The sequence below is a fragment of the Bradyrhizobium sp. UFLA06-06 genome, assembly GCF_054820065.1.
In genome coordinates this window covers 26,658-52,849 of the sequence record NZ_JADFUD010000040.1, presented here as the reverse complement: position 1 = coordinate 52,849, position 26,192 = coordinate 26,658, and the positions used below count along the sequence as shown (strand labels likewise).

General features: G+C 61.7%; 30 protein-coding genes. 8 read left to right on the top strand and 22 right to left on the bottom strand.

What is annotated here, in order from left to right; translation table 11 throughout:
* Positions 1 to 30: 30 nt before the first annotated feature.
* A complete protein-coding gene (locus IF803_RS28485; RefSeq protein ID WP_057020509.1) occupies positions 31 to 1,038 on the bottom strand; it encodes an ABC transporter substrate-binding protein in 1,008 nt (335 codons plus the stop codon).
* Between the two features lie 330 nt (positions 1,039 to 1,368).
* Here IF803_RS28485 and IF803_RS28480 point away from each other — a divergent pair, with 330 nt between their 5' ends.
* Positions 1,369 to 2,382, top strand: a complete 1,014-nt coding sequence (locus IF803_RS28480; RefSeq protein ID WP_245288833.1) for a zinc-dependent alcohol dehydrogenase — start codon at positions 1,369 to 1,371, stop codon at positions 2,380 to 2,382.
* Between the two features lie 36 nt (positions 2,383 to 2,418).
* Here IF803_RS28480 and IF803_RS28475 read toward each other — a convergent pair whose 3' ends face one another.
* The 8 genes from IF803_RS28475 to IF803_RS28440 form a co-directional block, all read right to left on the bottom strand.
* Positions 2,419 to 3,123, bottom strand: a complete 705-nt coding sequence (locus tag IF803_RS28475; RefSeq protein WP_028343154.1) for an ABC transporter ATP-binding protein — start codon at positions 3,121 to 3,123, stop codon at positions 2,419 to 2,421.
* 3 nt (positions 3,124 to 3,126) lie between these two features.
* Complete coding sequence (locus IF803_RS28470; protein ID WP_028336863.1) at positions 3,127 to 3,897, bottom strand: ABC transporter ATP-binding protein; 771 nt, start codon at positions 3,895 to 3,897, stop codon at positions 3,127 to 3,129.
* Positions 3,894 to 4,880: a branched-chain amino acid ABC transporter permease gene (locus IF803_RS28465; protein ID WP_461194312.1), complete on the bottom strand. Its 987-nt coding sequence runs from the start codon at positions 4,878 to 4,880 to the stop codon at positions 3,894 to 3,896. Before IF803_RS28465 ends, IF803_RS28470 begins: the two co-directional genes overlap by 4 nt.
* 9 nt (positions 4,881 to 4,889) lie before the next feature.
* Complete coding sequence (locus tag IF803_RS28460) at positions 4,890 to 5,774, bottom strand: branched-chain amino acid ABC transporter permease (RefSeq protein WP_038379171.1); 885 nt, start codon at positions 5,772 to 5,774, stop codon at positions 4,890 to 4,892.
* 53 nt (positions 5,775 to 5,827) lie between these two features.
* Positions 5,828 to 7,081 carry an ABC transporter substrate-binding protein gene (locus IF803_RS28455; protein WP_461194309.1) on the bottom strand — a complete coding sequence of 418 codons (1,254 nt, stop codon included), beginning with the start codon at positions 7,079 to 7,081 and terminating at the stop codon, positions 5,828 to 5,830.
* Positions 7,082 to 7,148: 67 nt separating this feature from the next.
* A complete protein-coding gene (locus IF803_RS28450) occupies positions 7,149 to 9,539 on the bottom strand; it encodes a xanthine dehydrogenase family protein molybdopterin-binding subunit (protein WP_461194307.1) in 2,391 nt (796 codons plus the stop codon).
* Entirely contained in the window at positions 9,536 to 10,021 is a 486-nt protein-coding gene (locus tag IF803_RS28445) for a (2Fe-2S)-binding protein (protein ID WP_461194306.1), read from the bottom strand. Before IF803_RS28445 ends, IF803_RS28450 begins: the two co-directional genes overlap by 4 nt.
* Positions 10,018 to 10,899, bottom strand: a complete 882-nt coding sequence (locus IF803_RS28440; RefSeq protein WP_461194333.1) for an FAD binding domain-containing protein — start codon at positions 10,897 to 10,899, stop codon at positions 10,018 to 10,020. The genes IF803_RS28445 and IF803_RS28440 overlap by 4 nt, the downstream gene beginning before the upstream one ends.
* Positions 10,900 to 11,068: 169 nt before the next feature.
* Here IF803_RS28440 and IF803_RS28435 point away from each other — a divergent pair, with 169 nt between their 5' ends.
* Together IF803_RS28435 and IF803_RS28430 are read left to right on the top strand one after the other, a co-directional pair.
* Positions 11,069 to 12,166 carry an LLM class flavin-dependent oxidoreductase gene (locus IF803_RS28435; protein WP_461194305.1) on the top strand — a complete coding sequence of 366 codons (1,098 nt, stop codon included), beginning with the start codon at positions 11,069 to 11,071 and terminating at the stop codon, positions 12,164 to 12,166.
* A 12-nt stretch (positions 12,167 to 12,178) separates the two neighbouring features.
* Positions 12,179 to 13,054 carry a polysaccharide deacetylase family protein gene (locus IF803_RS28430; protein WP_461194304.1) on the top strand — a complete coding sequence of 292 codons (876 nt, stop codon included), beginning with the start codon at positions 12,179 to 12,181 and terminating at the stop codon, positions 13,052 to 13,054.
* A 6-nt stretch (positions 13,055 to 13,060) separates the two neighbouring features.
* On the opposite strand, the gene IF803_RS28425 is transcribed toward IF803_RS28430, so the two are convergent.
* The 8 genes from IF803_RS28425 to IF803_RS28390 form a co-directional block, all read right to left on the bottom strand.
* A complete protein-coding gene (locus tag IF803_RS28425; protein ID WP_018272811.1) occupies positions 13,061 to 13,747 on the bottom strand; it encodes a TetR/AcrR family transcriptional regulator in 687 nt (228 codons plus the stop codon).
* Positions 13,744 to 14,298, bottom strand: coding sequence for a flavin reductase family protein (locus tag IF803_RS28420; protein WP_461194302.1), 555 nt, complete (start codon positions 14,296 to 14,298; stop codon positions 13,744 to 13,746). The genes IF803_RS28425 and IF803_RS28420 overlap by 4 nt, the downstream gene beginning before the upstream one ends.
* Before the next feature lie 10 nt (positions 14,299 to 14,308).
* Positions 14,309 to 15,484, bottom strand: coding sequence for an acyl-CoA dehydrogenase family protein (locus IF803_RS28415; protein ID WP_461194331.1), 1,176 nt, complete (start codon positions 15,482 to 15,484; stop codon positions 14,309 to 14,311).
* Positions 15,485 to 15,891: 407 nt separating this feature from the next.
* The gene (locus tag IF803_RS28410) at positions 15,892 to 16,854 is read right to left on the bottom strand and encodes a PBSX family phage terminase large subunit (protein WP_461194301.1); all 963 of its coding nucleotides are present in this window, start codon (positions 16,852 to 16,854) and stop codon (positions 15,892 to 15,894) included.
* A gap of 72 nt (positions 16,855 to 16,926) precedes the next feature.
* Positions 16,927 to 17,697 (bottom strand): hypothetical protein, encoded by a 771-nt coding sequence (locus IF803_RS28405; RefSeq protein WP_461194300.1) that lies wholly within the window; start codon positions 17,695 to 17,697, stop codon positions 16,927 to 16,929.
* 274 nt (positions 17,698 to 17,971) lie between these two features.
* On the bottom strand, positions 17,972 to 18,241 hold the full coding sequence (locus tag IF803_RS28400; protein WP_229188825.1) for a hypothetical protein: 270 nt from the start codon (positions 18,239 to 18,241) through the stop codon (positions 17,972 to 17,974).
* A 215-nt stretch (positions 18,242 to 18,456) separates the two neighbouring features.
* The gene (locus IF803_RS28395; protein ID WP_461194299.1) at positions 18,457 to 18,711 is read right to left on the bottom strand and encodes a hypothetical protein; all 255 of its coding nucleotides are present in this window, start codon (positions 18,709 to 18,711) and stop codon (positions 18,457 to 18,459) included.
* Positions 18,712 to 18,873, bottom strand: a complete 162-nt coding sequence (locus IF803_RS28390; protein WP_155258689.1) for a hypothetical protein — start codon at positions 18,871 to 18,873, stop codon at positions 18,712 to 18,714.
* A gap of 718 nt (positions 18,874 to 19,591) precedes the next feature.
* Between IF803_RS28390 and IF803_RS28385 the strand changes: the two genes are divergently transcribed.
* Complete coding sequence (locus IF803_RS28385; RefSeq protein WP_028343172.1) at positions 19,592 to 19,777, top strand: hypothetical protein; 186 nt, start codon at positions 19,592 to 19,594, stop codon at positions 19,775 to 19,777.
* A gap of 101 nt (positions 19,778 to 19,878) precedes the next feature.
* On the opposite strand, the gene IF803_RS28380 is transcribed toward IF803_RS28385, so the two are convergent.
* Positions 19,879 to 20,181 carry a hypothetical protein gene (locus IF803_RS28380; protein ID WP_051002873.1) on the bottom strand — a complete coding sequence of 101 codons (303 nt, stop codon included), beginning with the start codon at positions 20,179 to 20,181 and terminating at the stop codon, positions 19,879 to 19,881.
* 210 nt (positions 20,182 to 20,391) lie between these two features.
* Here IF803_RS28380 and IF803_RS28375 point away from each other — a divergent pair, with 210 nt between their 5' ends.
* The gene (locus tag IF803_RS28375; RefSeq protein WP_018272816.1) at positions 20,392 to 20,652 is read left to right on the top strand and encodes a hypothetical protein; all 261 of its coding nucleotides are present in this window, start codon (positions 20,392 to 20,394) and stop codon (positions 20,650 to 20,652) included.
* A 27-nt stretch (positions 20,653 to 20,679) separates the two neighbouring features.
* Here IF803_RS28375 and IF803_RS28370 read toward each other — a convergent pair whose 3' ends face one another.
* Positions 20,680 to 21,033 carry a phasin gene (locus IF803_RS28370; RefSeq protein ID WP_028343174.1) on the bottom strand — a complete coding sequence of 118 codons (354 nt, stop codon included), beginning with the start codon at positions 21,031 to 21,033 and terminating at the stop codon, positions 20,680 to 20,682.
* 217 nt (positions 21,034 to 21,250) lie between these two features.
* On the opposite strand from IF803_RS28370, the gene IF803_RS28365 reads away from it, so the two are divergent.
* A complete protein-coding gene (locus IF803_RS28365) occupies positions 21,251 to 21,436 on the top strand; it encodes a hypothetical protein (RefSeq protein ID WP_018272817.1) in 186 nt (61 codons plus the stop codon).
* A 13-nt stretch (positions 21,437 to 21,449) separates the two neighbouring features.
* On the opposite strand, the gene IF803_RS28360 is transcribed toward IF803_RS28365, so the two are convergent.
* The 3 genes from IF803_RS28360 to IF803_RS28350 all read right to left on the bottom strand — a co-directional run bounded on the left by IF803_RS28360 (position 21,450) and on the right by IF803_RS28350 (position 24,115).
* The gene (locus tag IF803_RS28360) at positions 21,450 to 21,653 is read right to left on the bottom strand and encodes a hypothetical protein (RefSeq protein ID WP_028343175.1); all 204 of its coding nucleotides are present in this window, start codon (positions 21,651 to 21,653) and stop codon (positions 21,450 to 21,452) included.
* A gap of 143 nt (positions 21,654 to 21,796) precedes the next feature.
* Positions 21,797 to 22,930 carry an alpha-hydroxy acid oxidase gene (locus IF803_RS28355; RefSeq protein WP_456684266.1) on the bottom strand — a complete coding sequence of 378 codons (1,134 nt, stop codon included), beginning with the start codon at positions 22,928 to 22,930 and terminating at the stop codon, positions 21,797 to 21,799.
* Between the two features lie 165 nt (positions 22,931 to 23,095).
* Positions 23,096 to 24,115, bottom strand: a complete 1,020-nt coding sequence (locus IF803_RS28350) for a GlxA family transcriptional regulator (RefSeq protein ID WP_018272820.1) — start codon at positions 24,113 to 24,115, stop codon at positions 23,096 to 23,098.
* 42 nt (positions 24,116 to 24,157) lie between these two features.
* On the opposite strand from IF803_RS28350, the gene IF803_RS28345 reads away from it, so the two are divergent.
* Complete coding sequence (locus IF803_RS28345; RefSeq protein WP_461194296.1) at positions 24,158 to 24,892, top strand: hypothetical protein; 735 nt, start codon at positions 24,158 to 24,160, stop codon at positions 24,890 to 24,892.
* Positions 24,892 to 26,184: an MFS transporter gene (locus IF803_RS28340; RefSeq protein ID WP_028343178.1), complete on the top strand. Its 1,293-nt coding sequence runs from the start codon at positions 24,892 to 24,894 to the stop codon at positions 26,182 to 26,184. The genes IF803_RS28345 and IF803_RS28340 overlap by 1 nt, the downstream gene beginning before the upstream one ends.
* Positions 26,185 to 26,192: the final 8 nt, after the last annotated feature.

Sequence of the window (26,192 nt, the reverse complement as noted above, 5' to 3'; positions counted from 1 at the left end):
TGGTGCCCCGGCGAAGGGCACCATATTGCCTCAGCGAACCTCGGCGAGATAGCGGTCGACGAAGGCTTTTTGCACGTTTTCCATCTCGCCCCAGTCGACGCTCTTGGCACGAGCATAGTCGCTGTCGGGGAGAAATTTCCCCTTCACGGAAGCCGGCAGCTCAATCGGGCGGGCCGGACGCAGATAGGCATTGGTCCAGATCGCCTGCCCCTTGTCGGACAAGAGATAGTCCATCACCTTCTTGGCCTTCTCCTTGTCGGGCGCGTTCTTCACGAGACCAACGACATAAGGAAACACCACCGACCCCTCGCAGGGAATCACAAACTCGAAGTTGCCCTTCTCCGAGTACTTCGCGCGATAGGCATTGAAGTCGTAGTCGAACAGGATCGGCATCTCACCGGAGACGACGCGGGCATATGACGTCTGCTTGGGTACGATCGGATCGTTCTTGCGCAGTTCCTTGAAGAAGCTGATCGCCGGATCGAAGTTGCCGGGGGAGCCGCCGAGCGCCAGATTGACGGCAACCGCGCCGACATAGCCGACCGCCGCCGACGACGGATCGAGATAGCCGACCATCCCCTTGTAGTCGGGCTTCAGAAGATCCTTCCAGCAGGCAGGCACCGGCTTGCCGCCAAGCGCATCCTTGTTCACGAACAGGCCGAGCGTGCCGGAGTGGATCGTGGTCCAGTAGCCATCGGGGTCCTTGAGGCCGGCCGGGACCTGATCCCAATGCGCCGGCTTGTAAGGCTCGAGCGCATCCTGGGCCTTGGCCTTCATGCCGAAGGTCACGCCGAAATAGCCGATATCGCCGACCGGATTGCTCTTCTCGGCCAGGATCTGGGCCAGCGCCTGGCCGGAATTCTTGTTGTCATGCGGGATATCGTAGTTCAGATCCGCCTTGATCGCCTTCAGCATCGAGGCCCAATCTGCCCATTCCGGCGGACAGTTGTAGCAGATCACGTCGGCCGCCCTGGCGGATTGCCACGGCGCGATCAGCGTCAGCGCCAGCAACGCGAGGACAAGGCGGACGGTCTTCATGGGAGGCTCCGGTCTGGGAGAGGATGCAATGAGGATTTCAACATCAACCGGGCGACCAAGTATAGGCCGCGTATGAATGTTTTGCGACGCGCTTGCTGCCGTGCAGCAAATGCAACGGCCGCGATGCCGACGATCCGGTGCTCGCGGCAACCACTGGTTTCGCGCTAGGCTGCCGGCCAAAAGAGGAAGCCCATGTACCAGCCGCCCGGCGTCAAGACATCGTCCGATCTTCCCGTCCCAGACCTGATGACAGCCTGGGTCCTTGGTGGCCCCGATCAGCTCCTGCTTCGCGAAAAGCCGACGCCGGTCCCGTCGCGTGCCGAGGTGCTGGTGCGCATCGACGCGGTTGCGATCTGCGCCACCGATCTCGAAATTATCCATGCCGGGTCGCCGGCAAGCATTCAGGGCGGCCTGCCCTTCAACAAGAACTTTACGCCGGGCCACGAATACATGGGCACGGTCGCCGCGCTCGGGCCGGACCTTGACGAATTCAGGATCGGCGAGCGGGTCAGCGTCGAAATCCACGCCGGCTGCGGCCAATGCAAACGGTGCCGCCAGGGCATGTACACGTCATGCCTCAACTATGGAAAGCCGGAGAAGGGCCACCGCGCCAACGGCTTTACGACCGACGGCGGATTCGCGGAGTACGCAGTCAACCACATCAATACGCTGGCGCGCGTCCCGGATAGCATGAGCGACGCGGAGGCGACGCTCGTGGTGACCGCGGGCACGTCGATGTACGGCTTGACTGAATTGGGGGGATTGGTGGCGGGCGAGAGTGTCGTGGTGATCGGCCCGGGGCCGATCGGACTTCTCGCAGTTGCTGTGGCCAAGGCGCTTGGCGCAAGCCCGGTGATTCTGACCGGAACGCGCAACAAGCGGCTGGCGATCGGCCGGGAACTGGGGGCCGACCGCGTCATCAACATCAACGACGAAGACGCCGTTGCGGTCGTGAAGCAACTAACAGGGGGGATCGGCGCGGACTATGTCGTCGAATGTGCCGGCACCGAAGCGACACTCAACCAGGCCATTCACATGACCAATCGTGGCGGCAAGATTTGTCTGGCCGCCTTCCCGCACGAGGCCGCGACGCTGGACATCGCGCATCTCGTGCGAAACAACATCTACGCTTACGGGATCCGCGGCGAGGGCCGCAGCGCCACTCGCCGCGCCATGGAATTGATGGCAGCGAAGCGGTTCGACGCGACACGAATCCACACGCATACGTTTCCGCTGGCCGACCTGCCGACGGCGCTCAGATATGCGCGGGATCGCGTGGATGACGCGATCAAGGTCGTCGTCACCACTCGCAAGGCCGACGCGATCGCGCGCGCTGCGGAGTGAGGTCCATTCGCGCCGGCGGGAGACCGGGAAGCCCGCTCACACCGAACAATATCGTTCCTTGATCTCGTCGTCGGCCAGCAGGGCCTGCGCCGACGCCTGATGCACCACCGCTCCCTGATCCAGGACGTAGGCACGATCGGCGATGCCAAGCGCGAGCTCGACATTCTGCTCAACCAGCAGCACCGTCGTTCCCTGCGACTTCATGTTGCGGAATAGCTCGAACATCTCGTCGACCAGGACCGGCATGATGCCCTCCGAAGGCTCATCCAGCATGATCAGGTCGGGCTTTGCGATCATCGCCCGCGCGATCGCCAGCATCTGCTGCTCGCCGCCGGACATCGTGACCGCCTCCTGGTCCATGCGCTCGGCCAGCCGTGGGAATACTCCTGCGATCTCGTCGATCAGCTCGGCTTCCCGCTTCTTCGCCGGCGACGCCACCAGCCCGAGCCGCAAATTTTCCCGGACCGACAATCCCTGCACAATCCGCCGCTCTTCGGGAACATAGGCAAGTCCGAGCGCGAAGCGCACATGCGCCGGCTGGCTCAGCAGCTCCTCGCCCTTGAAGGTGACCGAGCCGCGCGTTCGTCCCATCAACCCCATGATCGATTTCAGTGTCGTCGTCTTGCCGGCTCCATTGCGACCGATCAGGCAGACGATCTCGCCTTTGGCCACCTCGAGCGTGATGTCCTGCAGCGCGTGACTTGCGCCGTACCAGGCATTGAGCTTGCTGATCTGCAGCATTCGTCAATGCTCCCGCTGGCCGAGATAGACCCGCTTCACCGCCTCGTTCTGCCGGACCTCCTGTGGCGTTCCTTCTGCGAGAAGTTCTCCGTGGTGCAGCACGAGGATGCGATCGCTGATCCCGAGCACCAGCTTCATCTTGTGCTCAACGAGGATGACCGTACGCTCCTTTGCGAGCTTCACGATCAGATCCATCATGGTCCGGGTTTCTTCCGGACTCATGCCGGCCGTCGGCTCATCCAGCAACAGCAACCGGGGTTGGCTGGCAAGCGCCATGCCGATTTCCAGCGCCCGCTGCTCGCCATGGGCCAGCGTCTTGGCGGCACGTTCCCGGGACTCCCACAGCCCGACCAGGGCCAGCAACTCGTCCGCCCGCTCGACCAGCTCGGTCAGGCGCGCGCGGGGACGCCAGATGTCGTATCTCGACACCAGCGCCTGCAGACCGACGCGGATGTTTTCACGGGTCGTGAGCTGCGGAAACACGCTGGTGATCTGAAAGGACTTTGCGATCCCCATATGCGCAAAGCGGTGCTGCGGCAGGCCGGTGACATCCTTGCCCTCGAATTCAACGCTGCCTTTGGTGGGCGCAAACGCGCCGCACAGCAAATTGAAATAGGTGCTCTTACCGGCCCCGTTCGGACCAATAATGGAGGTGATCGCTCCTCTGGAAAACTCCGCCGAGATATTGTTCAGCGCGACAAACTTCCCGAACGTCTTGCCGACGCCCCTGGTGCGCAGAATGATTTCTTTGGTTTGGCCTTCCGCGGCGCTCATCGCCTGCCTCGCGCGATCAGCGTGCCCCAGATGCCGGCGGGGAAGAACAGCACGCATGCAATGAAAATGGCGCCAACGATCAGTTGCCAGTGGACCGTCCACACGGAGACCACGTTCTCCAGGACCAAGAAGACGGCGGCGCCGATCATCGGCCCGAAGAACGTCCCCATGCCGCCCAGCAATGCGATCATCACGACCAGGCCCGACGTCTCGTAGTGCAGGATCTCGATCGGAACGATCGACAGATGCAGCGCCTGCAAGGCTCCCGCGAGACCGCAGAAGCCGCCAGACAAAACAAAGGTCAGCAATCGGGTCTTGGTGACGTCATAGCCTGACGCGCGGGCGCGCATCTCATTCTCCCGCACGGCCTCAATGACGGCGCCAAATGGCGAGGCGAGAATGCGCGACATCACGAAAAAAGCGGCAATCACGAAAGCCGCGATGACATAGTAACGGATCATCGGATTGATGAAGTCGACCCGCAAGCCGAACAGATCGATGGTGCGGACGTTGATGCCGCGGAGGCCGTTTTCGCCGCCAGTCAGGTCAACCGCCTGATAGAAGAGGTAGTAGATACATTGCGACAGCGCCATCGTCACCATCGCGAAGTAGATGCCGCGGGTCCTGATCGCGAGCACGCCAATCAACGATGCCATCAACAGGCCGCCGGCGATCCCGGCCGCGATGGCCGCATACCATGGCCAGCCAAAATGCACGATGGCGATGCCGCAGAGGTAGGCACCGGTTCCGAACAGCGCCGCGTGACCAAACGACAGCAGACCGAGATAACCAAAGACGAGGTTGAAGCCGACGGCATACAATCCATAGATCAGGATGTTCACCGCGAGGGCCGTGAACGGCATCACCAACGGGAAAATCAGGATCACCGCCGCCACAATGCTGGCGCGATGCCGCGTTGCGAATTCGTACCAACTGCCCGTCGCGGCACGAGGCTGTTTGATGGATTCGGTGGCTCCGGTCATCCCTGGCTCTCAGCTCATCAATCCGGCGCGGCCGAAGAAGCCCTGGGGACGGACGATCAGGACGATCGCCATCAGGGCAAAGATCGAAACCTTGGCCATCTCGGGTGCAAACAGCGACGTCATGCTGACCACCACACCGACGAGGAGGCCCGCCAGTACGGCGCCACCGATCGAACCCATGCCTCCCACGACCGTCACCACGAAAGCCTCGGCGAGAATCGTGCCGCCCATCTCGGGAATGACGCCTTGAAGCGGAGCAGCCAGCAGCCCGGCAAAGCCCGCAATCGCGGTGCCTATCCCGAACACGATCAACCAGACCTTGGAAACGTCGACCCCAAGGACGCGGACGATTTGCGGATCGCGCGCGCCGGCGCGGATAATGAGCCCGAAGCTGGTTTTTTCCAGGAACAGCCAGAGCGCCAACAAGACGACGGCCGTCGCGCCGATCACGAACAGGCGGTAGAGCGGAAAATATCCAACACCGATGTTGACAGCCCCCTGCAGAAGCTCGGGCGTATCGAAGGGATAACCAGTCTTGCCGAAGGCAATGCGCACGCATTCGACCATGACGTAGCTCAGCCCGAAGGTCAGCAGCAGCGGATAATCAATGCCGCGGCCGTAGAGCGGCCGGATCAGCACGCGCTCGACGGCAAGGCCGAACAGCCCGATCAGAAGCGGTACCGCCAGCAAGCAGAGCCAGAAATTGCCGCCGATCGAAATCAGGTACAGCCCGACATAGGCACCGACCATGTAGAAGGCGCCATGGGCGAAGTTGACGACGGTCAACATCCCGAAGATCAGCGAGAGGCCGATCGCAAACAGCACATAGATCGCGCCGAGCGCCAGCCCGGCGAATAGTTGCAGTGCAATCAGGTCAAAGCTCAGGCCCGCCATTTGTCGCCCTCAGCACGACGCGCACCCCCTTGCGGTGCGCGCCGGCGCATGGCTCAGCTCTTGTGGCCAAGCGCGTCGCAGCTACGCAGGTTCTTCTCGTCAGGTTCTTCGGTCGATAGAACCTCGAACACGTCGGACTCGTTCTTCATGTCCTTGGACTTCGACTTGATCACGAGCACCGATTGCACCGACTGGTGATCGCATTTGCGATAGTATTGCGGCCCTTTGTAGTAGTCGTACTTCAGAGCCTCCAATGCCGCGACGACCTTGTCGGTCTCCACGCTGCCCGCGCCCTTGACCGCCTCGAGCACCGTCCGAACACCGCCATAGCCGAGCGCACCGTAGTCGGTAGGCAACTTGCCGTCATACATCTTGCGGAACGCGTCGTTGAACGCCTTGGTCGAGGCGAACTTGTCCTCGATGCCCCAGAAGAACGAGCAGCCGCCGACGACACCTTCGAATGCCTGAGGGCCCGCCGCAACGCGACTGGCATGCGACAGCAGCGGCGCGATGATCTGGATCGATTTCTTGATGCCGAAGTCGGTTGCCTGTTTCAGTGCGATTTGCTGATCCCGGCCGAAATTGCTGATACAGAGAATATCGGGCTTCAGCGCCTGGAGACGCGGCAGCAGGGTCGAGAAATCAGTCGTCCCGAGCGGATGGCGAATGTCACCGAGATTCTCGATGTTGAATTGCTTGCCGACCTCGAGAAAGCCGCGAACCATCTCGTGACCGTAAGCATAGTCCGCCGTGAGAAACGCAACCCTCTTGCCGAATTTGGTGAAGGCGTAGCGACCGACCGCCCCTGACGTCATATGCGGGTTCAGCGCTTCGTGGAACGTGTATTTGCTGAAATCTGCCGCCTCATTGATGGCGTCGGACTGGCTGATCGAATTGAAGATGACGCCGCGTTCCTTGGTGACGTTGTTGATCGCAAGCTGAACCGCCGCGGACAGACTGCCGACGACGAAATTCACCTTCTCCTTCTCGACCAATTCCAGGGTCCGCGTCGCCGCCTCGCCGGGATTCAGCTTGTCGTCGCGCACCACGAGTTCGGCCTTGCGGCCGTTGAGACCGCCGGCATCATTGAACTGGGCGACAGCAAGCTGGCCCGCCCGCACCTGGTCCTGGGCCTCGGCGCCGTATGGACCGGTCAAAGGAACCGGGAAGCCGATCTTGATGGGCGTTTCCTGGGCCTGAAGCAGATTGATGCGAAAAGGCGAGACGGCGAGAACGGCGCCGGCGCTTGCCGTCGTCAGCAGACGACGCCGTGATATCGATCCAGCTTCGGTGACCTTCTTCGTCATGACTATTCCTCCCCAAGAACTGTCTGCGTTTTGCTTATCGTATTGTCGTTGCCCGGAACGTCTCCGCTCAGATCCGTCCCAAGGCGGTCAGGATAACCTGAGGCGTGAGCGGAATCTCGGTAATTGTTGCGCTAAACGGCCGGAGCGCGTCATTGACCGCGTTGGCAACCGCCGCTGCCGCGCCGGCCGTCCCCGCCTCCCCTGCCCCTTTGGCTCCCAGCTCCGATTCCTGCGTCGGAGACACCACATGGCCGATCTCGATATCGGGCATCTCGCCGGACATCGGGACCAGATAGTCCGCCATATTGGCATTGGTCAGCTGACCGCGTTCGTCGTAGATGCACTTCTCGAACAGCGCCGCGCCGAGCCCCTGCACGACCCCGCCCCGGATCTGCTCGTCGACCAGTTGCGGGTTGATAATGGTGCCGCAGTCTTCGACAACCCAATGCTTCAGCAGCTTAACGAACCCGGTCTCGGTATCGACCTCAAGCCATGAGGCCTGAACGCCGTTGGTGAACGCAAAGGGATATTGGCGCGGAACGAAATGCCGGGTCGCCATCAATTCGGGTTGGATGCCCGGCGGCAGGGTGTCCGGTCGAAAATAGACGATCCGCGCAAGCTCGTGCAGTTCGATGCGCGGCGCGCCGTCGGCGGTGTTGACGATACCGTTGTCGACGATATCGAGCTCGGCCGGCGTCGATTGCAGGATGGCCGCAGCGACATTCAGAATATTCTCTCGCAGGGCCTTGGCTGCCTGTAATGCAGCTTCGCCGCCGATGCCGGCACCGCGCGAGGCCCAGGTGCCACCGCCATAGGGCGTGTTGTCGGTGTCGCCCAGGATGATGCGAACGCGCTCCATCGAAACGCCAAGCACGCTGCCGACGATCTGGGCCGTCAGCGATTCCGACCCTTGCCCCTGTTCCGTGATGCTGGTCTGGCAGATCACCGACCCTTGCGCGTCGAGCCGGACCGCAACGCCGTCCTGCGATGAGATTTTCGCGCCGCCCACGCCGTAAAAGGCAGCACTCGGATTGGTCACCTCGATGAAGCTCGCGATTCCGATGCCTCGATGGACGTTTCTGGCGCGCAAGGCCGCTTGCTCAGCGCGCAGCGCGTCGTAATCCATCATCTGAAGCAGCTTGGTCAACGAGGCGTGATGCGAGAGCTGCTCGAACTTCATGCCCGAGAGTGACGCACACGGATAGGCATCGTCGGCGATCAGATTGCGCCGCCGGATTTCGACGGGGTCCATGCCGATCTTCGCTGCCGCCAGATCGACCAGGCCCTCGGTGACCGAACAGGCGATCGGGTGTCCGACCGCCCGGTACTGGCACATCACGTTCTTGTTCTGGAAGACCACGCGCGCCCGCGCCCGATAGCTCGCCGTGGCATAGGGCCCGCCGACCAGATTGACCACCTGATTGGCCTCGATGGCGCTGGTGCGCGGATACATCGAATACGGGCCGATCCCCGTCAGGTCGTCGATCTCGAAGGCCGTGATCGTACCGTCCGGCCTGACGCCGATCCGCCCCCTGCACCGATGATCGCGGGCGTGGATGTCCGTGTTGAAACTCTCGACGCGGTCGGCCACGAACTTGACCGGCCGGCGCAACAGCTTGGACAGCGCGTAAGTCGCCATTTCGTCGGCGTAGATATGGACCTTGATGCCGAACGAGCCGCCGACATCCTTGCAGACCACCCGGACCTGCGCTTCCCTTAACCCAAGATGCAGCGCTGCGATGTTCTGCACCATGTGAGGCGCCTGCGTGCCCTGATAGATCGTGAGCCGTGCCTCGGCCGCATTCCAATCGGCAACAACGGCCCGCGGTTCAAGTGTCACGCCGGTGTGGCGCCCGAATACGAAGTCGGCCTCGACGAGTTCGGCCCCCGACAATGCATGATCGACGTCGCCGGCGTCGAGCGTCCGCTCAAAGGCAAGATTGTCGCCGAGCGCGGCATGAATGACGGGAGCTGCCGGATCGAGCGCAGCTCGCATGTCCGTGACCGCCTCGAGTTCCTCGTAGTCGACTGAAATATGCTCCACGGCATCTTCGGCTGCAGCACGGCTGGTCGCCACAATCGCTGCAACGGCCTCGCCCTGCCAGCACACACGGTCGACCGCGATCGCGTGCTGCGGCGCTGACTTCAGTCCCTTCAGGTGCGAGAGCACCCCGACCCACGGCGTGATGACCGCATCAAGTTCACGACCCGTGACGATGGAAACGACACCGGGCATGCGCCTTGCCGCGTCGGCGTCGATCGCTGCGATTTTGGCGTGGGCATGTGGCGACCGTAGAAAAACCACATGCGCCATCCGCGGCAATTCGAGATCACTGACATATTGGCCGCGCCCCTGCAGCAACCTGTCGAGGTTCGGCCGCGGCACGGTCTTGCCGATATAGGAATTCGGGCGATCAAGCACCGAAAGCGTGTCTGCTGGCGCCCGCGTCACCATCATACGCCCCGCTCCGCGCGCGTCTTTGCCGTCGCCTCCACCGCATCCACGATGGCCTGATAGCCTGTGCAGCGGCAATAATTGCCCGAAAGATGCTCGCGGATCGCTCGACGATCAGGCACGGACATATGCTTCAGCAGGTCCTGCGCCGTTATCAGCATCCCAGGCGTGCAGTAACCACACTGCAATGCGTTGCGTTCGCGAAATGCCGCCTGAAGATCGGCTATTTCACCGCTGTCAGACAGCCCCTCGATTGTCTCAACTGACGCGCCCTGCGCCTGGACCGTCAGCATCAGACAGGAGCGAACGATCTCGCCATCGAGCCGGACTGTGCAGGCACCGCAAACGCCGTGCTCGCACCCAACGTGGGTTCCGGTCAGCTTGAGATTTTCCCGGAGGAAATCAGCAAGATTGAGCCGTGGCAAGACGAATGCGTCGATCGGTTCGCCGTTGACCAGAAGCGAGACCGGTACCGGAGCGTTCACTTGCCGACTCCCGTTTCCAGTTCTGGCCGTGCCAGCAATGCTGCCACGCAGCGCCGGAGCAAGACCGTCGCGAGGTGTCGACGCATGGCCGCGGTCGCCTGCTGGTCCTCCTGTGGATCGAGTTCATCGGCCAGTGCGGTCGCCGCCTCTGCTAGCAAGGTCGGCGTTACGGTGGCATCGATCAGCTTGCCGGCGGCCGCCGCGAGCAATGGCCGATCGCCAACAGCAAAGAAGCCGAGCCAAAGAGCTGAGAACCTCCCGGCTGCAACAACAGCACGGGCGGCAAGACCAACGACAGCGTAGTCGCCGTGCCGCCGCGCATACTCCTGAAAGAAAAATGTCGAGCCCTGGCCTGCGACCGGCACCTCGACCGCGACAAGCAACTCGTCCGGCAACAGCGCCGTTTCGTAGATTCCCCTGAAAAACTCAGTCGCAGCAATCCGGCGCTCGCCGGCCGAGCCCCGAACGACGATCGTGGCGTCGAGCGCCACTACACAGGCCGGCAGCCCCGACGCAGGATCGGCGTGAGCGAGGCTACCGCCGATCGTTCCGCGATTGCGAATTGCGGGATGGGCAACGTGGGCAACGGCATCGCGCAACAGCCGCGCGTGCAGTGCAACCTCCGGCGATCCGAGCAGATCGACGTGCCGGGTCAGCGCGCCGACGACCAGCACGTCTCCCTTCACGGTGATGCCGCGCAACTCGGCGAGGCCGCCGATATCGACCAAAATGTCCGGGGACAGCAGCCGCAGGTTCATCGCCGGCATCAGGCTCTGACCACCCGACAGAACCTTCGCCTTGTCGCCGTGCACGGCGAGCAACTCCAGCGCATTCGCGACGCTGGTCGCGCGGGCGTAGGCGAAAGCCGCAGCTTTCATGTGGGCGTGGCCTCCCGGGCCCAATTTTGGTTTGCCCGATTAGAGGGCCGCCCTCTTCAAAGGTCAAGCTTGTTTATCGAGTGATTATTTGTGCGGCAGGGCTTGTCTTCGCCTCGGGAAGGACGCAGGTTCCGTGCCAACAAAAGTTCAAATCGCGGGGAGGCGGATCATGAAGCTCGGTTTTTTTACGATGCCGATCCATCCTCTCGACAAGGATTGGCGACAATCGCTATGGGAGGATCGCGAGGCTTTTCTGCTCGCGGATGAGCTCGGGTTCACCGAGGCGTATGTCGGCGAGCACGTCACCGACAAGGCCGAGAACATCACCTCCAGCATCGCCTTCATTGCCTGGCTCGCAGCCGCAACCAAGCAGATCAAGCTTGGAACCGGCACCATCAACATGCCAAACACGCATCCGGCAGCAGTCGCAGCGGCTGTCGCCATGCTTGATCACATGCTTGACGGCCGTTTCATACTTGGAATCAGCCCTGGTGGATTGCCGTCCGACGCGGAGGTTTTCGGCAATCTCGATGCCGACCGTAATGCCATGTTCCTCGAGGCCATCAATCAGGTTCTTGATATCTGGGCCGGTAAGCCGCCCTATGATTTGCAGGGCAAATATTGGAACGTCTCGGTCAAAAGGACTCTGATCGAGGACATCGGCCAGGGAATCGTCGCTCGCCCCTTGCAGGCCCCTCACCCGCCAATCGTGGTGACCGCGGTTGCGCCATTCTCAAAGGGCGTCACGGAGGCGGCGGCGCGCGGCTGGGATCCGATCTCGGCCAACTTTCTGATGCCGGCCTGGGTGAAGAGCCATTGGCCGAAATATGTCGAGGGTTGCGCGCGCGTGAACCGGGCAGCCGAGCCTGCCAACTGGCGCGTCGCCAAGAGCGTGTTCGTGGCAAAGGATGCAGCAACCGCGAAGGCGTATGCCACATCGCCCGATAGTCCCTACGTGTATTATTATCACCAGCTGTTCACGAAGCTGAAGCGCAGTGGCCGGCTCGAATTGTTCAAGACGCGACGGGATCAACCCGACGCTGAGGTTACACTGGAGTCGATCTGCGACAAATTGATCATCTACGGCACGCCCGAAAGCGTGGCTGACCAGTTGCTGGCGTTCCAGGAAGAGATTGGCACCTTCGGAACCCTGCTTTACGCCGGCAAGGACTGGAAAGATCGCGAGCTTGGCCGTCAATCGATGATCCTGATGGCCGAGAAGGTCCTGCCGCGGATCAATGCCGCCGCTGCCGGATCATCGACGTGAAGGAGGTTCGACATGACCTTTACTGATCGCATTCCGTACCAGGCGCAGGTCGACCGCCCGAAACTGACATTGCCTGACGGCAAGAAGCTTGCCGTGTGGGTCATCCTCAATGTCGAGGAATGGCGCATCGAAAATGCGATGCCACGCACCGTGCTGAGCCCACCGATGGGCCAGCCCCTGCTGCCCGACGTGCCGAACTGGTCGTGGCATGAATACGGCATGCGCGCCGGTTTCTGGCGGCAGTTCAAAGCTTTCACCGATCGAAAGATACCGGTGACGCTGGCTGCGAACGCCAATGTCTGCAACAGCTATCCGCGTGTGGCGTCGGCGGCGCGCGAGGCGGGCTTCGAATTCATGGGACATGGGTTTGTGCAGGGCCCGATGCATAAGGTCGAGAACCAGGCGGACGCAATCAAACGCGCGGTCGACACGATTGCTGGATTTACCGGCAAGCCGCCGCGATCATGGGAAAGCCCGGGCCTGACCGAAACCGAAGAAACGCTCGATCTCCTGCGCCTCAACGGGATCGAATACGTGGCCGATTGGGTGATCGACGATCTCCCCCAGGACATCGCCACGCCGCACGGCACCGTGACGACGATTCCCTATTCGGTCGAGACCAACGACATTGTCATTCACGCGCTGCAACACCTTCCTTCGGAACAGTTCCTGACGCGCTGCACTGACCAGTTCGATCGGCTGTACCTCGAGGGCGCAGAGAACGCGCGGATCATGGCCATCTCGGTGCATCCCTACATCACGGGTGTACCGCATCGTATCAAGTACCTCGAGGCCCTGCTCGATTACGTCATCGGCCATGACGGCGTCGCCCTCATGACGGCAAGCGAGATCGGCGATTGGTATCGGGGTCAGATGGCGACAATGTAGCGCGACTCAGCCGACGACCTTGATCGGCGCCCGCCGACGATCGGTCGCGCTCTCCGCCATCCTCTCAAATCCCGCGAGGAAGATATCCAGCGCGTCACTGATCATTTGCGCCTTGTCCTCGAGGACAGGCGCTTCGTAGATGTACTTGCGTACGCCATAATAGAAGATGCCGCCGTGAAACACCCAGGCCAGCTCGAGTTCTGCGGCGCTGGGCCTGCCTTGCGTCGCGAGGCCAGCGTCGTGGCGGCATTCCCTGAGAATGCGCGTCAGGATCTTGTCCTTGACCATGCCGACATACCAGCGATTGATATCGAGGCCCTTCAAGCCGGAGTAGAGATAGATCCGGAGCCATCTTCGGTTGAAAATCGCGTCGGTATAGATTTCGTAGAATTCCTGAAGCCGCACGCGGAGCGGACGTGACCGATCCGAGAGCAGCTTCTCCCAGCCGATTTCAAGGGGTTCGAGATATACCTTGCGGTAGACCTCCTTGATGAGATCGTCCTTGCTCGGAAAGTAGCGGTAAAGCAGCGGCTGCGTCACGCCGAGCTTGTGGGCAAGGGCACGCGTGCCGCCGCCAAATCCCTCCTCCGCAAACAGCTCGGTTGCCTTGGTAACGAATTCGCTGCGACGATCGACAGCTGATAGTCGCCTCTGCTTGGCACGAACGCGCTTGACGGGCGTCTTTCGATTCATGATGTCTTGTCACCACCGTCGGCCTGGAACCGGCCAAAACCTCCGCGCGCGAACAACAGCGGATTGTTCCGGTTATAGGCGTAGGCTTCCACCGCGCCCAGGAAGATGACGTGATCCCCGCCATAGTAGCGGTTGGCGGCACGGCATTGGAAATTCGCGACCACATCGGCAAGCACGGGAGCATTCCCGAGACCCGGCGTCCAGCTCACACCCGCGAACTTGTCACCCGACGATCTGGCAAACTGCATCGCCAGCGCCTGCTGCGACGCGTCTAGAACGTTGACTGTAAAATGGCTGGCATTCTGGAAGATCGGCAGCCCCTGCGAAAACGTGCCCAGGCTCCACAACACCAGTGGCGGGTTGAGCGACACCGATGCAAAGGAATTGCAAGTAATTCCATACGGCCGTCCTTCAGCCGACATCGCGGTGACTATCGTCACACCTGTTGCGAACGTGCCGAGCGCATTGCGGAAATCACGGGGATCGATCACCGAACTATCGCTTGCGAGCTCACCGGCGGGATCCAGCGGATGTTTGGGTGAGTCGGACATCCGGCTCACCTCAAAGCGTCAGGTTTTCAGACGGCAGCCCGAGAGCCACTCGCCCGTAATTGGTGCCCGCCGCGTCGAAATTGAACGCGAGATGCGAATTCACCGCATGCGCGTCGCGGAACTGGCGCTGCAACGGTCCCGAGGTGAACAGGCTGCGTGCGCCGCCCGCCGCAAATAGAAGAGACACCGCCTCGGTGCACAGATTGACCGCGAACGCACCGTCGCGCCGAAGCTTCGTCTTCGCTGCAATGCCCGGGATGTCGCCACGCCGGACCTCCGCAAGCGCCTCAACGCAGTTCGTGCGCATGACCAGCCGCGCGGCATCTATCTTCGCCGACGCCTCGGCGATCTTGATCTGTGTGCTTTGCAGGTCGCCGATCTTGGCCCGGTTATATGTCGAAGCGCGGTGTCGCGCGATCTCAACATAGTCATCAAGGCAAGCCTGTGCATTTCCCAAACCAACCCCGGACAGCACATAGGGAAACAACGAAAAGACCGGAAGCATGTAGAGCGGATTCGGATTGACGACACTGCCCGGCGTTGCACCTCCCGCCAGATCGCTGACGGCAACCGTCATATGCTCGGGAACGAATGCGTCGGTTACCCGCACGTCGTTCGACCCCGTCCCGCGCAAACCAGCCGCATTCCAGGTGTCGTCGATGCTGTAGTCCCGCCTGTTCAACAGGAATAGCCGATACTCGACACCATCGGCTTCATCATCCGAGGCGACCACGCTCGCGAGCATGTTCCATCCGCAGGATTCCACCCCGGAGGAAAACGGCCAATGACCACTCAGAACATATCCGCCACCTGTCTTCTTCGCACGACCTGCCGGGAAGACAAAGGAAGACGCGATCAGCGCATCCGGATCCTCTCCCCACACCGCGCTCTGCGCGTCGGGCTCGAACATACCCAGCATCCAGTGGTGACTTGCAAGGTTGGCAAAATTCCAGGAGACCGAGGCGTCTCCCTGCCCGAGGGCATCGGCGCAGTCGACCAGTGCAACATAGTCGAGTTCGCTGCCTCCGACGCGCTTGGGCTGCAGAATCCGGAAAAGGCCGCTATCGAGCAAATCCCGCTCGGTCTCCGGCGGCAATCGGCGCAGCTCTTCGGTCCGCGATGCCCGCTCGCGCAAAGCCGGAACGAGCGCTCTGGCTCGTGCGACCATGACCGAATAACGATCCATATCCGGGCCTGGCTGTACCTTCGTGTCGAGCCCGCGGTCAACCTCAACCATGGTCTCTTCCTTCGTTCGATCTCCAAGACATTTGCACGTGCGATCGAGCCGTCAACTCAGTTTATCGATCGATCACCAGAGATCAAGACGCGCAAGCCTGCATTTCGCGATTTCAACGCTCAGGATCCACGACTGCCGCCGGGCGCCCATTTGAGGAAACGCTTCCAGCGATGCTTCGTTCGCACTGCACACGCCCATTCTAGCATTCCCGCGCCCAAGATTCGATACCAGCTACGACCGCTGCTTGCCGAAGGGTGTTACCCATGACCAGAAACTGAAAAAAGCCCGGCGGCCGAAGCCACCGGGCGCTCCACGTCATTGAATTGTTCGCAACAACCCGAACCAGGTCGCGTGGCCTAGACGAGTTCCTTCCGCCAATACAGCGTGTGCTGCCATGCCCAGGGCGAGACAGGTTCGAAGAGCCGATAGTTGCGCGAGCGCAGCCAGTTCACGTGATACGCCAGGACCTGGCCGGCGCTCTCATAGTAGTCTAGGATCCTTATCTCCCTTCCGGCCCACTGCACTATCCACATCGTGAAGGCATCGGCGGTCGCACCGGCCCCACCGATGTCGATGAAGGCGCGCAGCGGCAGCAGCGGATCTGCGGCCACCCTGCCGATGCGGCCGTCCTTGTGCGCCTGGGTCAAGAGCTCCGCGAAGTACGCGCCTTCGAACGCCTGCACGTAGCCTCCTTCCCAGATGTGATTGTAGCGATCGGGATAGAGCGAGAGATCCGTGCGCCGCTCTTCATCAAGCACCGCGGGAAACCACGGATTGTCGCGCCAGTTTGCGTTGACGACGATGGCTCCGGACGGCTGGCGTATCCGGAGGAAGTCATCGATCGCGTCCGACTTCCGCCGCGGATTCCAGCTCGCCCACAATTCCGAGCCTGGCGCACGGATCGTCGGCCGCAGCAAGGCGAGGCTGTGCGCGCTCAGCGACTGCGCTTCGTCGATCCACGCAATCTTGAAGCCCTCGAGGCTCTTGATCGAGTCGGCCGTATGATCCCGCATCCCACGGAAGATCATCACGCCGTCACCGGGCGTCGCGATCCTGTCCGAATAGTTCTTGAACCCCTGGCCGACGCCAAGCGACGCGATCTTGGTTTCGATCAGCCGTTTTGACGATTGCGCCAGCGTCCGCTGCGCCTCGCGGATGCAAACCGCCAGCGTGCCGCGCTCGGCCTGGCACATCTCGACCAGGAGCTCGCCGAAGAAATGGGATTTTCCCGATCCGCGGCCACCGAATGCACCCTTGTAACGCGCCGGCCGCAACAGCGGCTCGAACACTTTTGCCGTTGGAATTTTCAGGATCGACAAGACTACTCTCGATGAGGCAAGACCGCTTGAGCGCCGGGCGGCTGCCTTGCTGCAATCGTCGGCCGTGAACTGTCATTGACGAGCACGCGGCCTGATCAGACTGGCAAGCCAATTATTGAAATCCATCTCCGGAATGTCGGAATTGTCCGGAAAGCGAAAGACCGACGGCGGCAACGGAGGACTCGGCATAGGCTGTCCATCGATGGGAGCCCGAGGCTCGGCCATTGGGGATGCGAATCCTCCGAAGCGCTCGCTGAATGTGGCGGGACGCCCCGGTTTCGTAGCCCGTGGAACGAACGGCACGGCCGGTGCTCCACCGTCGAATCTGGCCTGGCTCTCGCCCGCCGTCGGTACTCGCACCAGCCGCCGCACAGGCGCTCCGTTGCTGTCCGATTCTTGCGGCGAATCAGGTGGCCCCACGAACGATCGCGTCTCGTAGAGCGGTTGCGACGATATAGCTGATCCCGCCGAAAACTGTCCGCCGGTGCCGAACCGGCCGAAGGCGCCAGCCCCCCTCGGCGCCGGATTGAGATAATCATAACGCGGATTGCGCGGCGCGTCCGCGCGCGGCAACAGGCTGCCTGGAGGTGAGGCAGGATGATCGGGGGAATTCAAAGGGTCGTTACCGAAGAGTTCTTCCCAATATGCACGATCCGAATCATAAAGATTCCATGCCTTGAAATAATCGCGGAGCCCGAACTCTCGATTGATCCTGTCGGCATATGCTTCAGGCTTATTCGGCTCGCCCCCATCTACAGTTTTGCGGAAGACCTTCCGTCCCGCCCATTGGGCAGCCCTCCTCTCAAGTTCTCGAGCAACCTCTTCCAGAATCAACTGCCACATGAGTGCTTTCAGCCTTGGCTCGAGGTCCGCCCGAATTGGTCCGAGTAAGTTTGGCCCGCGCATGCGCGATTTCGGGAAGACGTCTTATCGTTGTCGAGTGTTTTCAGAATTTGTTCGCTTGGGAGCGGCTACCGGCGGACGGAACGCAGAACCACCGCAAGACCGGCGCAACAGAATGCCAACCCGATCAATGCTGCGAACATCGTGCGATTTATCGCAACGAATGCCATCGCCGGCTCTTCCGCCGAGACCCTTATCGGTCACACCGATTACATCAGCGCACGAAGAACAAGACCGCCGCTAAACAGAGAGCACAGATAATAAGTCCGATCCCGCCGGCAGCGCTCGCCCCCAGCTCTACTCTTCCGAGCCCGTCACGCCTGGCACCGAGCCAGCCGAACTCTCGTTGGTCGTTCGACATGCCGGGCGCCACGCTAATTCTTCCAAACGAAAGAAGTGGCAGGACAAACCGCGCCACGTTGTAACCAACGAGGTCGACAAAAAACAATACAAGCAGTTCAACAGCCGTCGCGACGATCCACATCAGACTCTCGCCATAGCAGCACTTTTTGCGCGGAGCACGCCATGATAGATATCATGCTGATCCGTGCCCTGGTAGGGCGGTTCTGCAGCACGGTACAGCGAGCGGCGACAGGAGTGGTCCGGCCGCTAGCGGTGAAGTGATTGAACGTATTCGAACACACGTCGGACAAAGGCAGATCGAGCGCTCTGCCTCAGAGAGGATTGCGCCCTCGCCTCTCAGGTATTTTCGTCTTCGACTTCTTCGGGCTCGACGATGATCCGTTCGATGCGGTGCACAAGCTCTAGCGCTCCGTCGCCGTTCTCGATCGCCTGCGGCGCTTTACCCCAGCCGCGATCGAGGATGGCGTTGGCCGCGGAAACGCGGGCAGCCGGGGTTGCGCTGGTCGACCGCATCACGCCGACCAAAGCGTTGAGTGCGCTTCGCGTATGGCTTCGGGCAAGCGAGCGAATCTGCGTAGTCGTTTTCGCCACTCATTTCTCCTGCCAATCGGTCGGGAGGTATTCGCTCGGCGCCGTGTCGATGCAATTCGTCTCGGGATCGGGCAACGCGGAGCGAAATGCGATCGTGGGAAAGTCCGTCGGCTCACGATCCCGACGGGCTCGCGGGATGAACTGGATGATCTCGGCGCTCATGCTGCGGACTCCCATAGGGCGATGGCAAGCAGGCCCGCCAGCGCGAGCGATATCAGATAGGCGGTCATATAAACCTCATTGATCGGCCGTGGGCGTGCGACGCGGCCATGGAATGGAATGTGCGGCAGATCGCGCAGCAGGCGGCGATCTTTGGGGCGCGAACCTTATCCCTGACGAGTGGGGCCGCGAGCGGCGCCGGCTTGCGCCGCGCCGCAGGACCGGCGCGTTCGCGCGCACCGGCCAATTCGGTTGATCTTTTCAAAGGGTTCGGACGGCGGCGCGCTTGCGACGCTCAGGCGACGGGCTGGGAGGATGTGGCGTCGTGACGGTGCGGCCGCCGTCCGATTGGTGAAACGGCAAAGAAAAAGCCCGCCGCGGATTGCTCCGCGCGGGCTCAACAATTTCTGATTTTCGGATTATGCCCCTGAGTTGCCCGACGTGTCAAACCCTTTTTTCGGGCTGAATGCGATCGGTAAAATGCGATGCGTCGGCTTCGACGGTGAGAAACCGCCTTGAGCGAAAGTTTGCGCATTGATCCGAAACTGCAACGTGAGCCGGCGCCAAGCGCCTATGCTTGCTGCGATGATGTCAGTGTGCCGCTGAGTTGCCCGACGCGTCAAGCGGACAGCTCACAATATTTGGATCGACATCCATACAGTTTTGGCTCGCGTCGGTCGAACTGACCCGCGCCGCATTTGATTGCAAGGAGGAAGCGTCGATGTATTTCGTTGCTGCCGTGCTCGCGGTCCTGTCCGGCCTGTTCTACGCCGCGGGCCATCATCAGATCGGCTCTCTTGGTGCCACCATGTGCCAGTATGGCGGCATGTTCTGCGATAGTCCGGTGCTGGTTCTCGTCGGTGCAGGATTTGCAGCAGCGTGGGGCATGCTGGTCAGCGTTCGCTGATCATCTCGCGATATTTCCGACGATGATTTTGTGCCGCTGATTTGCCCGACGAGTCAATTCCTGCGGCCTGCGTCGGGATGTGATCCCACCAACACCGGCATCTATTGCGGCGTGCTCGGATTTGCCGGATGAGCGGGCTTTGGGCCGGGTGGAACAGGCTCGATCGGTGCCTTGGGCTCGGTCGGTATTACCTTTGCGCCAGCGGCTCGGGCCGCCTCGCCGGTCGTTGAGTAGTTGGCCGAAGCGGCCGGCTGCACGTTCGGCTTGTTCCACGGACCGTGATCCACGATCAGCATGCCGAGCACGCCGAGGATCGCAACCACGGCCGCGACCAACAGCGGCGTGCCACCATGCCGATTTCGATGCTTGACCGAACCGCCATCCGCAATGCCATGCGCCTGCATTGTCATCATCGCCTCCTCCACGGAAACAAGCCGCGACCCGCGCGTAAGTTTCCGGTTCCCGAATGTGAAAGCGAGGCATGTCGGTGGAACCAATCCACCGCTGCGGAATTTCTGAGATATATGGCCGCCACCGCCGTTCAGAACGTGCGGATAGCAAAGGTGGTGGTCACTTGACGTCAGTCAGTGGCCTTTAAAATCGCGGCACCGCACATGAGCTCCGAAATACCCGAGTCCCCGCTTCAACCCACACTCGGTGAACGAGCGATCGACACCGCGACGGACGTCTCGCGTACGATCACGGAGGTGTCGGACGGACTTCGAGCGGCCGCCGATCGCCTCAGCGATGCCATCGCGACCTCGCGCCGACCGGGCGGAGCCCTGGCCACCGTGAGTGCGGTCACGCGCGAAGCGCCGCTCGCAAGCCTGTTCGTCGCGTTTCTGCTCGGCGTCGCCGTCGCGCGCCGGCGCTAAAGCGTCGATGGGACCGCGAAAGCCGCCCTAGAACTTGCCCTTCGTCGCGTCCTTGGTCGCCGACATCACGCTACCGCTGATCTGCCGCATATGTTCGCCAGCATTGGTGAACTGGCTGCGCAGGAATTCCGACTGGATCCGCATCGCCTCCTGCAGATCCGTTGCGTGCACGAGCTTGCGCGCATGCTCGAACGCCGCCTTCATGTTCTGCTCGGTGAACGACAGCGCTTGTTTGGAGATCTCGGTACCGGCGCCCGGCATCGTCGTCATCGACTTGCTCGCGGCATCAAAAAACAGGCTGAAGGCCTGTTCGGCCTGGTCGATGGTCTTTTCCGCGAGATCGCGCAACTCGGCTGGAACTTCAAGCTTCGGCTCAATCATGATCGCGCCCCCTGAAATAAGCGTCTGGCGAGGTTAGCATAGATTGTGACGGCGTCAGCGCCGGATCGCAGCCATGAAAGCCTCACCCGTTCCGGCCGATCGAGGAAAAATTACCTAGCCCGGACCGACAGCCGATTCCAATCATGTCAGCACTGTGGCATAGTGATTCGGCTTCTTCGTCGGTCGCGTTCGCGTCTCTGGGGAATAAGGGGATCCGATGCTGCGCGCCGTTCGTCCAACACCGACCTGCACCCGGTTCAAAACCAGCATAGAGATGCCGTGCATGAAGTGCGGCACGCAAATGCGGCTTGCCTTGATCGAGCCGCGCGACCAAGTCTACGACGTGCTGACCTATCAGTGCACGCCTTGCAATTCCGGTGAAAGCTTCCTGAACGCGCGCTAGACCGGGCGCCCGTTCAGTCGCTCAGCACGGCGGCCCCCGCCTCTGTCAGCCCCGGCTCGTCGTCATGCAGCTCGATCAGACCGAGCTCAGCGAGGATGTGCAGATCCTCGTCGCTGACCGGTGACAATTTCAGCCTGCCCGCCTGGATATCCCGCAAGGTCCAGCGCAAGCCGATCGCGCGTTCGAGTGGAAATTCCGCGAATGGATTATTTGCCATGCGCCTCGACTAGTGCGGCATTTGGATCAGACTTTGTCGTTGCCGCGGCGGCTTCATGGACACCACAGATTGATGGCGGCTGGCGCGATCGAGGCGCACATTGCCTCGATCGCGCCAGCGCTTCATGCATCGCTCGCAGCGGCTCAGTAGCGGTAGGGATCGATATCGAGAAGCGGGAATGCGCTGAACACGCTCGGCAGATTGGTCGGCATCGCCGGATGTAGGTAGGATTTGTCCAGTTCGGCAAAGCTGGTGACGCCGAGCAGACCGAGGCAGCGGATCACCTCGTCCTCCAGCAGTTCAAGCATCCGGACAATGCCGGCCTCGCCGGCCGCGGCGAGCGCCCAGCATTGCAGGCGGCCGATGCCGACAAGATCAGCGCCCGAAATGATTGCCTTCACAATGTCGGTGCCGCGGCAGAACGAGCCGTCGACCATGATCTTGGCACGGCCCGCGACCGCCTGAACGATCTCGGGCAGGACATGCATGGACCCACGGCCATGGTCGAGCTGTCGGCCGCCATGATTTGAGACATAGATCCAGTCGACCCCGTGGTCGAGGGCGATCTTGGCGTCTTCGGCGGTGGCGATCCCCTTGAGGATAAGTGGAATCTTGAACTTGTCCTTGATCAACTTCACCGTCCGCCATTCCAGCCCCTTCTGGAAATCGCCGCCGGTGGCGCGGATGCGGCTCTCGCGGACATAGCGCTTGGCTATGTCGCGCTCACGCCGGCTGTAATGGGCGGTGTCGACGGTGAGGCAGAACGCGGCGTAACCGTTGTCGATGCTGCGGCTGACCACATCCTCGACAAAGGCATCGTCGCCGCGCACATAGAGCTGGAAGATGCGAAGCGCATCCGGTGCCGCCTTGGCGGTGTTCTCCAGCCCGGGCTCGGACACCGAACTCAGCATGTGCGCCGCGCCGAACGTTCCCGCTCCGCGCGCGACGGCCGCGCCCGCATCCGGATCGAAGATCTCGAGCGCGCCGACCGGGGCGATCATCACGGGAAGCCGGAGCTTGCGTCCAAATACCTCGGTGGAAGGATCGACGTTGATGACGTTGCGAAGGACGCGCGGCCGGAACGCGATCTCGTCGAGCGCCATTCTGTTGCGGCGCATCGTGGTCTCGGTCTCCGAGGCGCCGACGATGTAGTCCCAGGCGTTCTGATTCAGCTTGGCGCGGGCCTTTCGCGCGAATTCGTGCAGGTTCTGGAATTCCTCGCCGCTGGCGCCGAGTTCGACATTGCGCGCCTGTCGAATGGGGGTCCCGTCATTCATGGTGTTTCTTCTCCCGATTTGGCCGGCACATTAGCCGCAGACAAAGCGGAAAAGCTACCACCTTGAGCCACGAATCCTGCCAGCGAAGGCCAGCTATTCGCTCGTGAGATAGATCGGCTTTCGACGCGAAGCGGTCCGCGTCCGGACGGCCTCGCCCGAGGCGAGCTAGCTGCCCGAAAACCGGTTTCGGTACTCGGTCGGCGATACGCCGAGGTGGCGCAGGAAGGCCCGCCGCATTCGCTCGTCATCGCCAAATCCCGCGCGCTTGGCGACCTCGACCACGCCGCCGATCTGGCGGCTTTCGAGCAGCAAGCGCGCGGTCTCCACCCGCAGCGCCTCGACGCCGCTTGCGGGTGTCATGCCGGTGCGGCTGACATAGGTCCGGGCAAAGGTGCGCGGCGTCATCCCCGCCTTTTCCGCGAGGGTCTCGACCTTGAGGTCGCTCGTGATGTTCTCGATGATCCAGGCGTGCAGCGCGCTGAAGCGTCCCTCGACGTCCGATGCCTGGGCGGCAAGGACGGTCGAGAACTGGCTCTGACCGCCCGGCCGTTTCAGAAACACCACAAGTCTGCGCGCAACATCGAGCGCGATGGTGTGGCCGAAATCCTCCTCGATCATGGCGAGCGCCAGATCGATGCCGGCGCTGACCCCGGCCGATGACCAGACCCGTCCGTCCTTGACGAAGATCGCGTTGGGCTCAACCCGGATATTGGGAAAGCTATCCTGCAGACGGGGACAATAACGCCAGTGCGTTGCTGCCCGCTTGCCGTCCAGAATCCCGGTCCAGGCCAACGCAAATGCGCCAAGGCAAACCGACGCGATACGGCGCGCCTTCGGCAGCGCCTCCGCGATCCAGTTCATCAACTTCGCGTCGTTGCGGATCTTCCAGATGCCGGGCCCGCCGGGGATCACCAGCGTGTCGACCTCGGCGGGCGCAATACTGTCGATCGGCGCTGTGTCGATCATCATGCCGACATCGGTCGGCACCAACCCGCCGGAGGTCGACAGGTAGGACAGCGAGTAGTCCGGACCTGGCAGCTCGATCGCTTCCAGTTCTGCAAACACCTGCGCCGGTCCCGAGATGTCGAGCAAGGTCACACCCGGAAAGGCAACGATCGCGATCCGCCGCGTTGCTTTCTTGTCGCGCGGCTCAGGCCGGGGCGCTTTGGCAGTTTTCGAGGGCATATTGTCCTTTAAGCCATTCGAGGCTGCCCTGTATAGCTCGCAATGGAATTCTGGAGTTCTGCCATGCCGCGAAATCTGGGCAGCGGATACGAGGCGATCAAATCGCCTTGGACGGATTACGCGATCTATAGTCTACCCGATGCCTCCCGGGTCGAAGCCTGCGACCGTCAGCCGCTGATGGACGCCATGAACGGCATCATTGCCTTCAACTGGCAGGCCACCGAGCCGCACTGGACAGCAACCTCCTCGCCCTTCGACAAGAAGTACAGCCTGATCCTTGTCTACGATCGGTCTGGCCTCATTGCCTTCTCGGTCTACCGCGTCCTGGAGATGTCGGCCGGACTTGGAATCTATCGCAGCGGCACGGAAGTGCTTCCGGCGCACCAGGGCCGCGGCTTCTACGGCTTCTTCACATCGGAAGTCCTGAAATGCTCCGGCGCCGCCGCGAGAGCCGAGGGCAACGTGCTCTACGGCTGGCGAACCCGCAACCCGATCGTCTGGGCAGCGAACGCTAAGATTTGCGAAAAAGTGACTCCATCTTTGCTCGACGATACGCAGGATCTCGCCCTGCAGGCGGCCTGTATCGAGATGTGCACCTCGCTCTATCCGGGCAAGCCGCTCGAACTGCCCGACATGATCATGCGTGGCGCTTACGGCCACATTAAGCACCATCGGCAGGCCTATCATGGCACCGCGTCGCTGGTCGATGCCGCGATGTCGCGGAAGATTCCGAATTCAGCGGATGCCCTTTTCTCGGTAGGTTACGCGAGGGTGTAATGTCGATGCTCGGACAACAAGCTGTTTATGCCCCGACGTCGCGCTTCACCGATCGCGCCTATCTCGCGTGGACTGCGGTGGCCATCGCCTACGCCATTGCCTTCCTGCAGCGCGTATCGCCGCAGTCGGTCAGCCTCAGTTTCATGCACGACTTCGACACCGACGCGGCCGGCGTTGCGATGCTCGCCTCAAGCTACTTCTGGGGCTACACCCTGATGCAGATTCCGGCAGGCCTTCTAGTCGACCGTTACGGCGTCAAGCGCGTCGTCCTCGTCAGCATGATCGCCTCCTCGCTCGGCAGCGCCGCGTTCGCGCTGGCACCGAACCTGCTCGACGTTTTTGTTGCACGCCTGATCGTCGCCTGCGGCGATGCGCTGGTCTTCACCGCACTCCTGAAGCTCGTGGCACAGAGCTTCGCGGATGAGCGGTTCGGCATGATGTCGGGCATCTCGCAGGTCTCGGGCTATGTCGGTGGCGTCATCGCGACCACGCCGCTTGCAGCCGCGGTCTCAGGCTTTGGCTGGCGGGCCTGCTTCCTGTTCATCGCGTGCATTGGGTTGGCCAACCTCGCTTTCGCCAAGCTCGCGCTCAAGCCAGATCCGGCCTCGCATAGCAACAAGACGCTGAAGGGCGTGATGACCGCTGCGCGGCAATCGCTGGCCCATGTCGCGAACTGGGGTTGCGCAATGACGTTTGCGTCGCACTTCGCGGTGGTGACGACGCTGTCGGGCGTCTGGGGCATTCCGATGGTCGCGCACTTCTTTCACATCTCCCCGACGGCGGCCGGCACGCCCCTGCTCGCCTTCATGATCGGCAATGCGCTCGGCTCGATCTTCCTGGGTCACGCCGCCGATCGCGCCGCGGCGGCGCTTGACCGTGCGCTGATCGGCATTTGCGTACTGCGCATGCTGCTGATCGCGATGCTGCTGCCGCCGATCGCCCAGACATTTGGACTCGCCTACGTCACCGTCGTGTTCACTGCCTTGGGGCTCGTCGCCGGCGGCACCGTCCCGCTGGTGCTGAAATGCGTCAAGAAGCTCTACACCGCCGATCTGATCGGCGTGGGCGCATCCGTGAACACCACAGCCGCCGGAATCTTCGCCGGCATCTCGCAGCCCATCATCGGCTTCGCGATGCTCGCCGCCAGCAACGCCTCGGGGACCGACGCCGTACACAACACGGCCGCGATCGGCGACGGCGGCTACAGCGCCTTGATTGTCATTCTGCTTCTCATGTCGCTGCCGGGCATTGCCGGGCCGCTCTTGATGAGAAGCAAGTTGATAGCTCGTTAGTGTGGTTA

Coding starts and splice junctions, on each gene's coding strand:
- IF803_RS28400 (WP_229188825.1), bottom strand. CDS start 18,241: ATGTGGATCGTCGCGACGGCTGTTGAACTGCTTGTATTGTTTTTTGTC.
- IF803_RS28460 (WP_038379171.1), bottom strand. CDS start 5,774: ATGGCGGGCCTGAGCTTTGACCTGATTGCACTGCAACTATTCGCCGGG.
- IF803_RS28380 (WP_051002873.1), bottom strand. CDS start 20,181: ATGCAGGCGCATGGCATTGCGGATGGCGGTTCGGTCAAGCATCGAAAT.
- IF803_RS28370 (WP_028343174.1), bottom strand. CDS start 21,033: ATGATTGAGCCGAAGCTTGAAGTTCCAGCCGAGTTGCGCGATCTCGCG.
- IF803_RS28340 (WP_028343178.1), top strand. CDS start 24,892: ATGTCGATGCTCGGACAACAAGCTGTTTATGCCCCGACGTCGCGCTTC.
- IF803_RS28430 (WP_461194304.1), top strand. CDS start 12,179: ATGACCTTTACTGATCGCATTCCGTACCAGGCGCAGGTCGACCGCCCG.
- IF803_RS28385 (WP_028343172.1), top strand. CDS start 19,592: ATGTATTTCGTTGCTGCCGTGCTCGCGGTCCTGTCCGGCCTGTTCTAC.
- IF803_RS28405 (WP_461194300.1), bottom strand. CDS start 17,697: ATGTGGCAGTTGATTCTGGAAGAGGTTGCTCGAGAACTTGAGAGGAGG.
- IF803_RS28470 (WP_028336863.1), bottom strand. CDS start 3,897: ATGAGCGCCGCGGAAGGCCAAACCAAAGAAATCATTCTGCGCACCAGG.
- IF803_RS28415 (WP_461194331.1), bottom strand. CDS start 15,484: ATGGATCGTTATTCGGTCATGGTCGCACGAGCCAGAGCGCTCGTTCCG.
- IF803_RS28420 (WP_461194302.1), bottom strand. CDS start 14,298: ATGTCCGACTCACCCAAACATCCGCTGGATCCCGCCGGTGAGCTCGCA.
- IF803_RS28390 (WP_155258689.1), bottom strand. CDS start 18,873: ATGAGCGCCGAGATCATCCAGTTCATCCCGCGAGCCCGTCGGGATCGT.
- IF803_RS28465 (WP_461194312.1), bottom strand. CDS start 4,880: ATGACCGGAGCCACCGAATCCATCAAACAGCCTCGTGCCGCGACGGGC.
- IF803_RS28360 (WP_028343175.1), bottom strand. CDS start 21,653: ATGGCAAATAATCCATTCGCGGAATTTCCACTCGAACGCGCGATCGGC.
- IF803_RS28375 (WP_018272816.1), top strand. CDS start 20,392: ATGAGCTCCGAAATACCCGAGTCCCCGCTTCAACCCACACTCGGTGAA.
- IF803_RS28455 (WP_461194309.1), bottom strand. CDS start 7,081: ATGACGAAGAAGGTCACCGAAGCTGGATCGATATCACGGCGTCGTCTG.
- IF803_RS28345 (WP_461194296.1), top strand. CDS start 24,158: ATGGAATTCTGGAGTTCTGCCATGCCGCGAAATCTGGGCAGCGGATAC.
- IF803_RS28475 (WP_028343154.1), bottom strand. CDS start 3,123: ATGCTGCAGATCAGCAAGCTCAATGCCTGGTACGGCGCAAGTCACGCG.
- IF803_RS28435 (WP_461194305.1), top strand. CDS start 11,069: ATGAAGCTCGGTTTTTTTACGATGCCGATCCATCCTCTCGACAAGGAT.
- IF803_RS28440 (WP_461194333.1), bottom strand. CDS start 10,899: ATGAAAGCTGCGGCTTTCGCCTACGCCCGCGCGACCAGCGTCGCGAAT.
- IF803_RS28350 (WP_018272820.1), bottom strand. CDS start 24,115: ATGCCCTCGAAAACTGCCAAAGCGCCCCGGCCTGAGCCGCGCGACAAG.
- IF803_RS28365 (WP_018272817.1), top strand. CDS start 21,251: ATGCTGCGCGCCGTTCGTCCAACACCGACCTGCACCCGGTTCAAAACC.
- IF803_RS28485 (WP_057020509.1), bottom strand. CDS start 1,038: ATGAAGACCGTCCGCCTTGTCCTCGCGTTGCTGGCGCTGACGCTGATC.
- IF803_RS28355 (WP_456684266.1), bottom strand. CDS start 22,930: ATGAATGACGGGACCCCCATTCGACAGGCGCGCAATGTCGAACTCGGC.
- IF803_RS28450 (WP_461194307.1), bottom strand. CDS start 9,539: ATGATGGTGACGCGGGCGCCAGCAGACACGCTTTCGGTGCTTGATCGC.
- IF803_RS28425 (WP_018272811.1), bottom strand. CDS start 13,747: ATGAATCGAAAGACGCCCGTCAAGCGCGTTCGTGCCAAGCAGAGGCGA.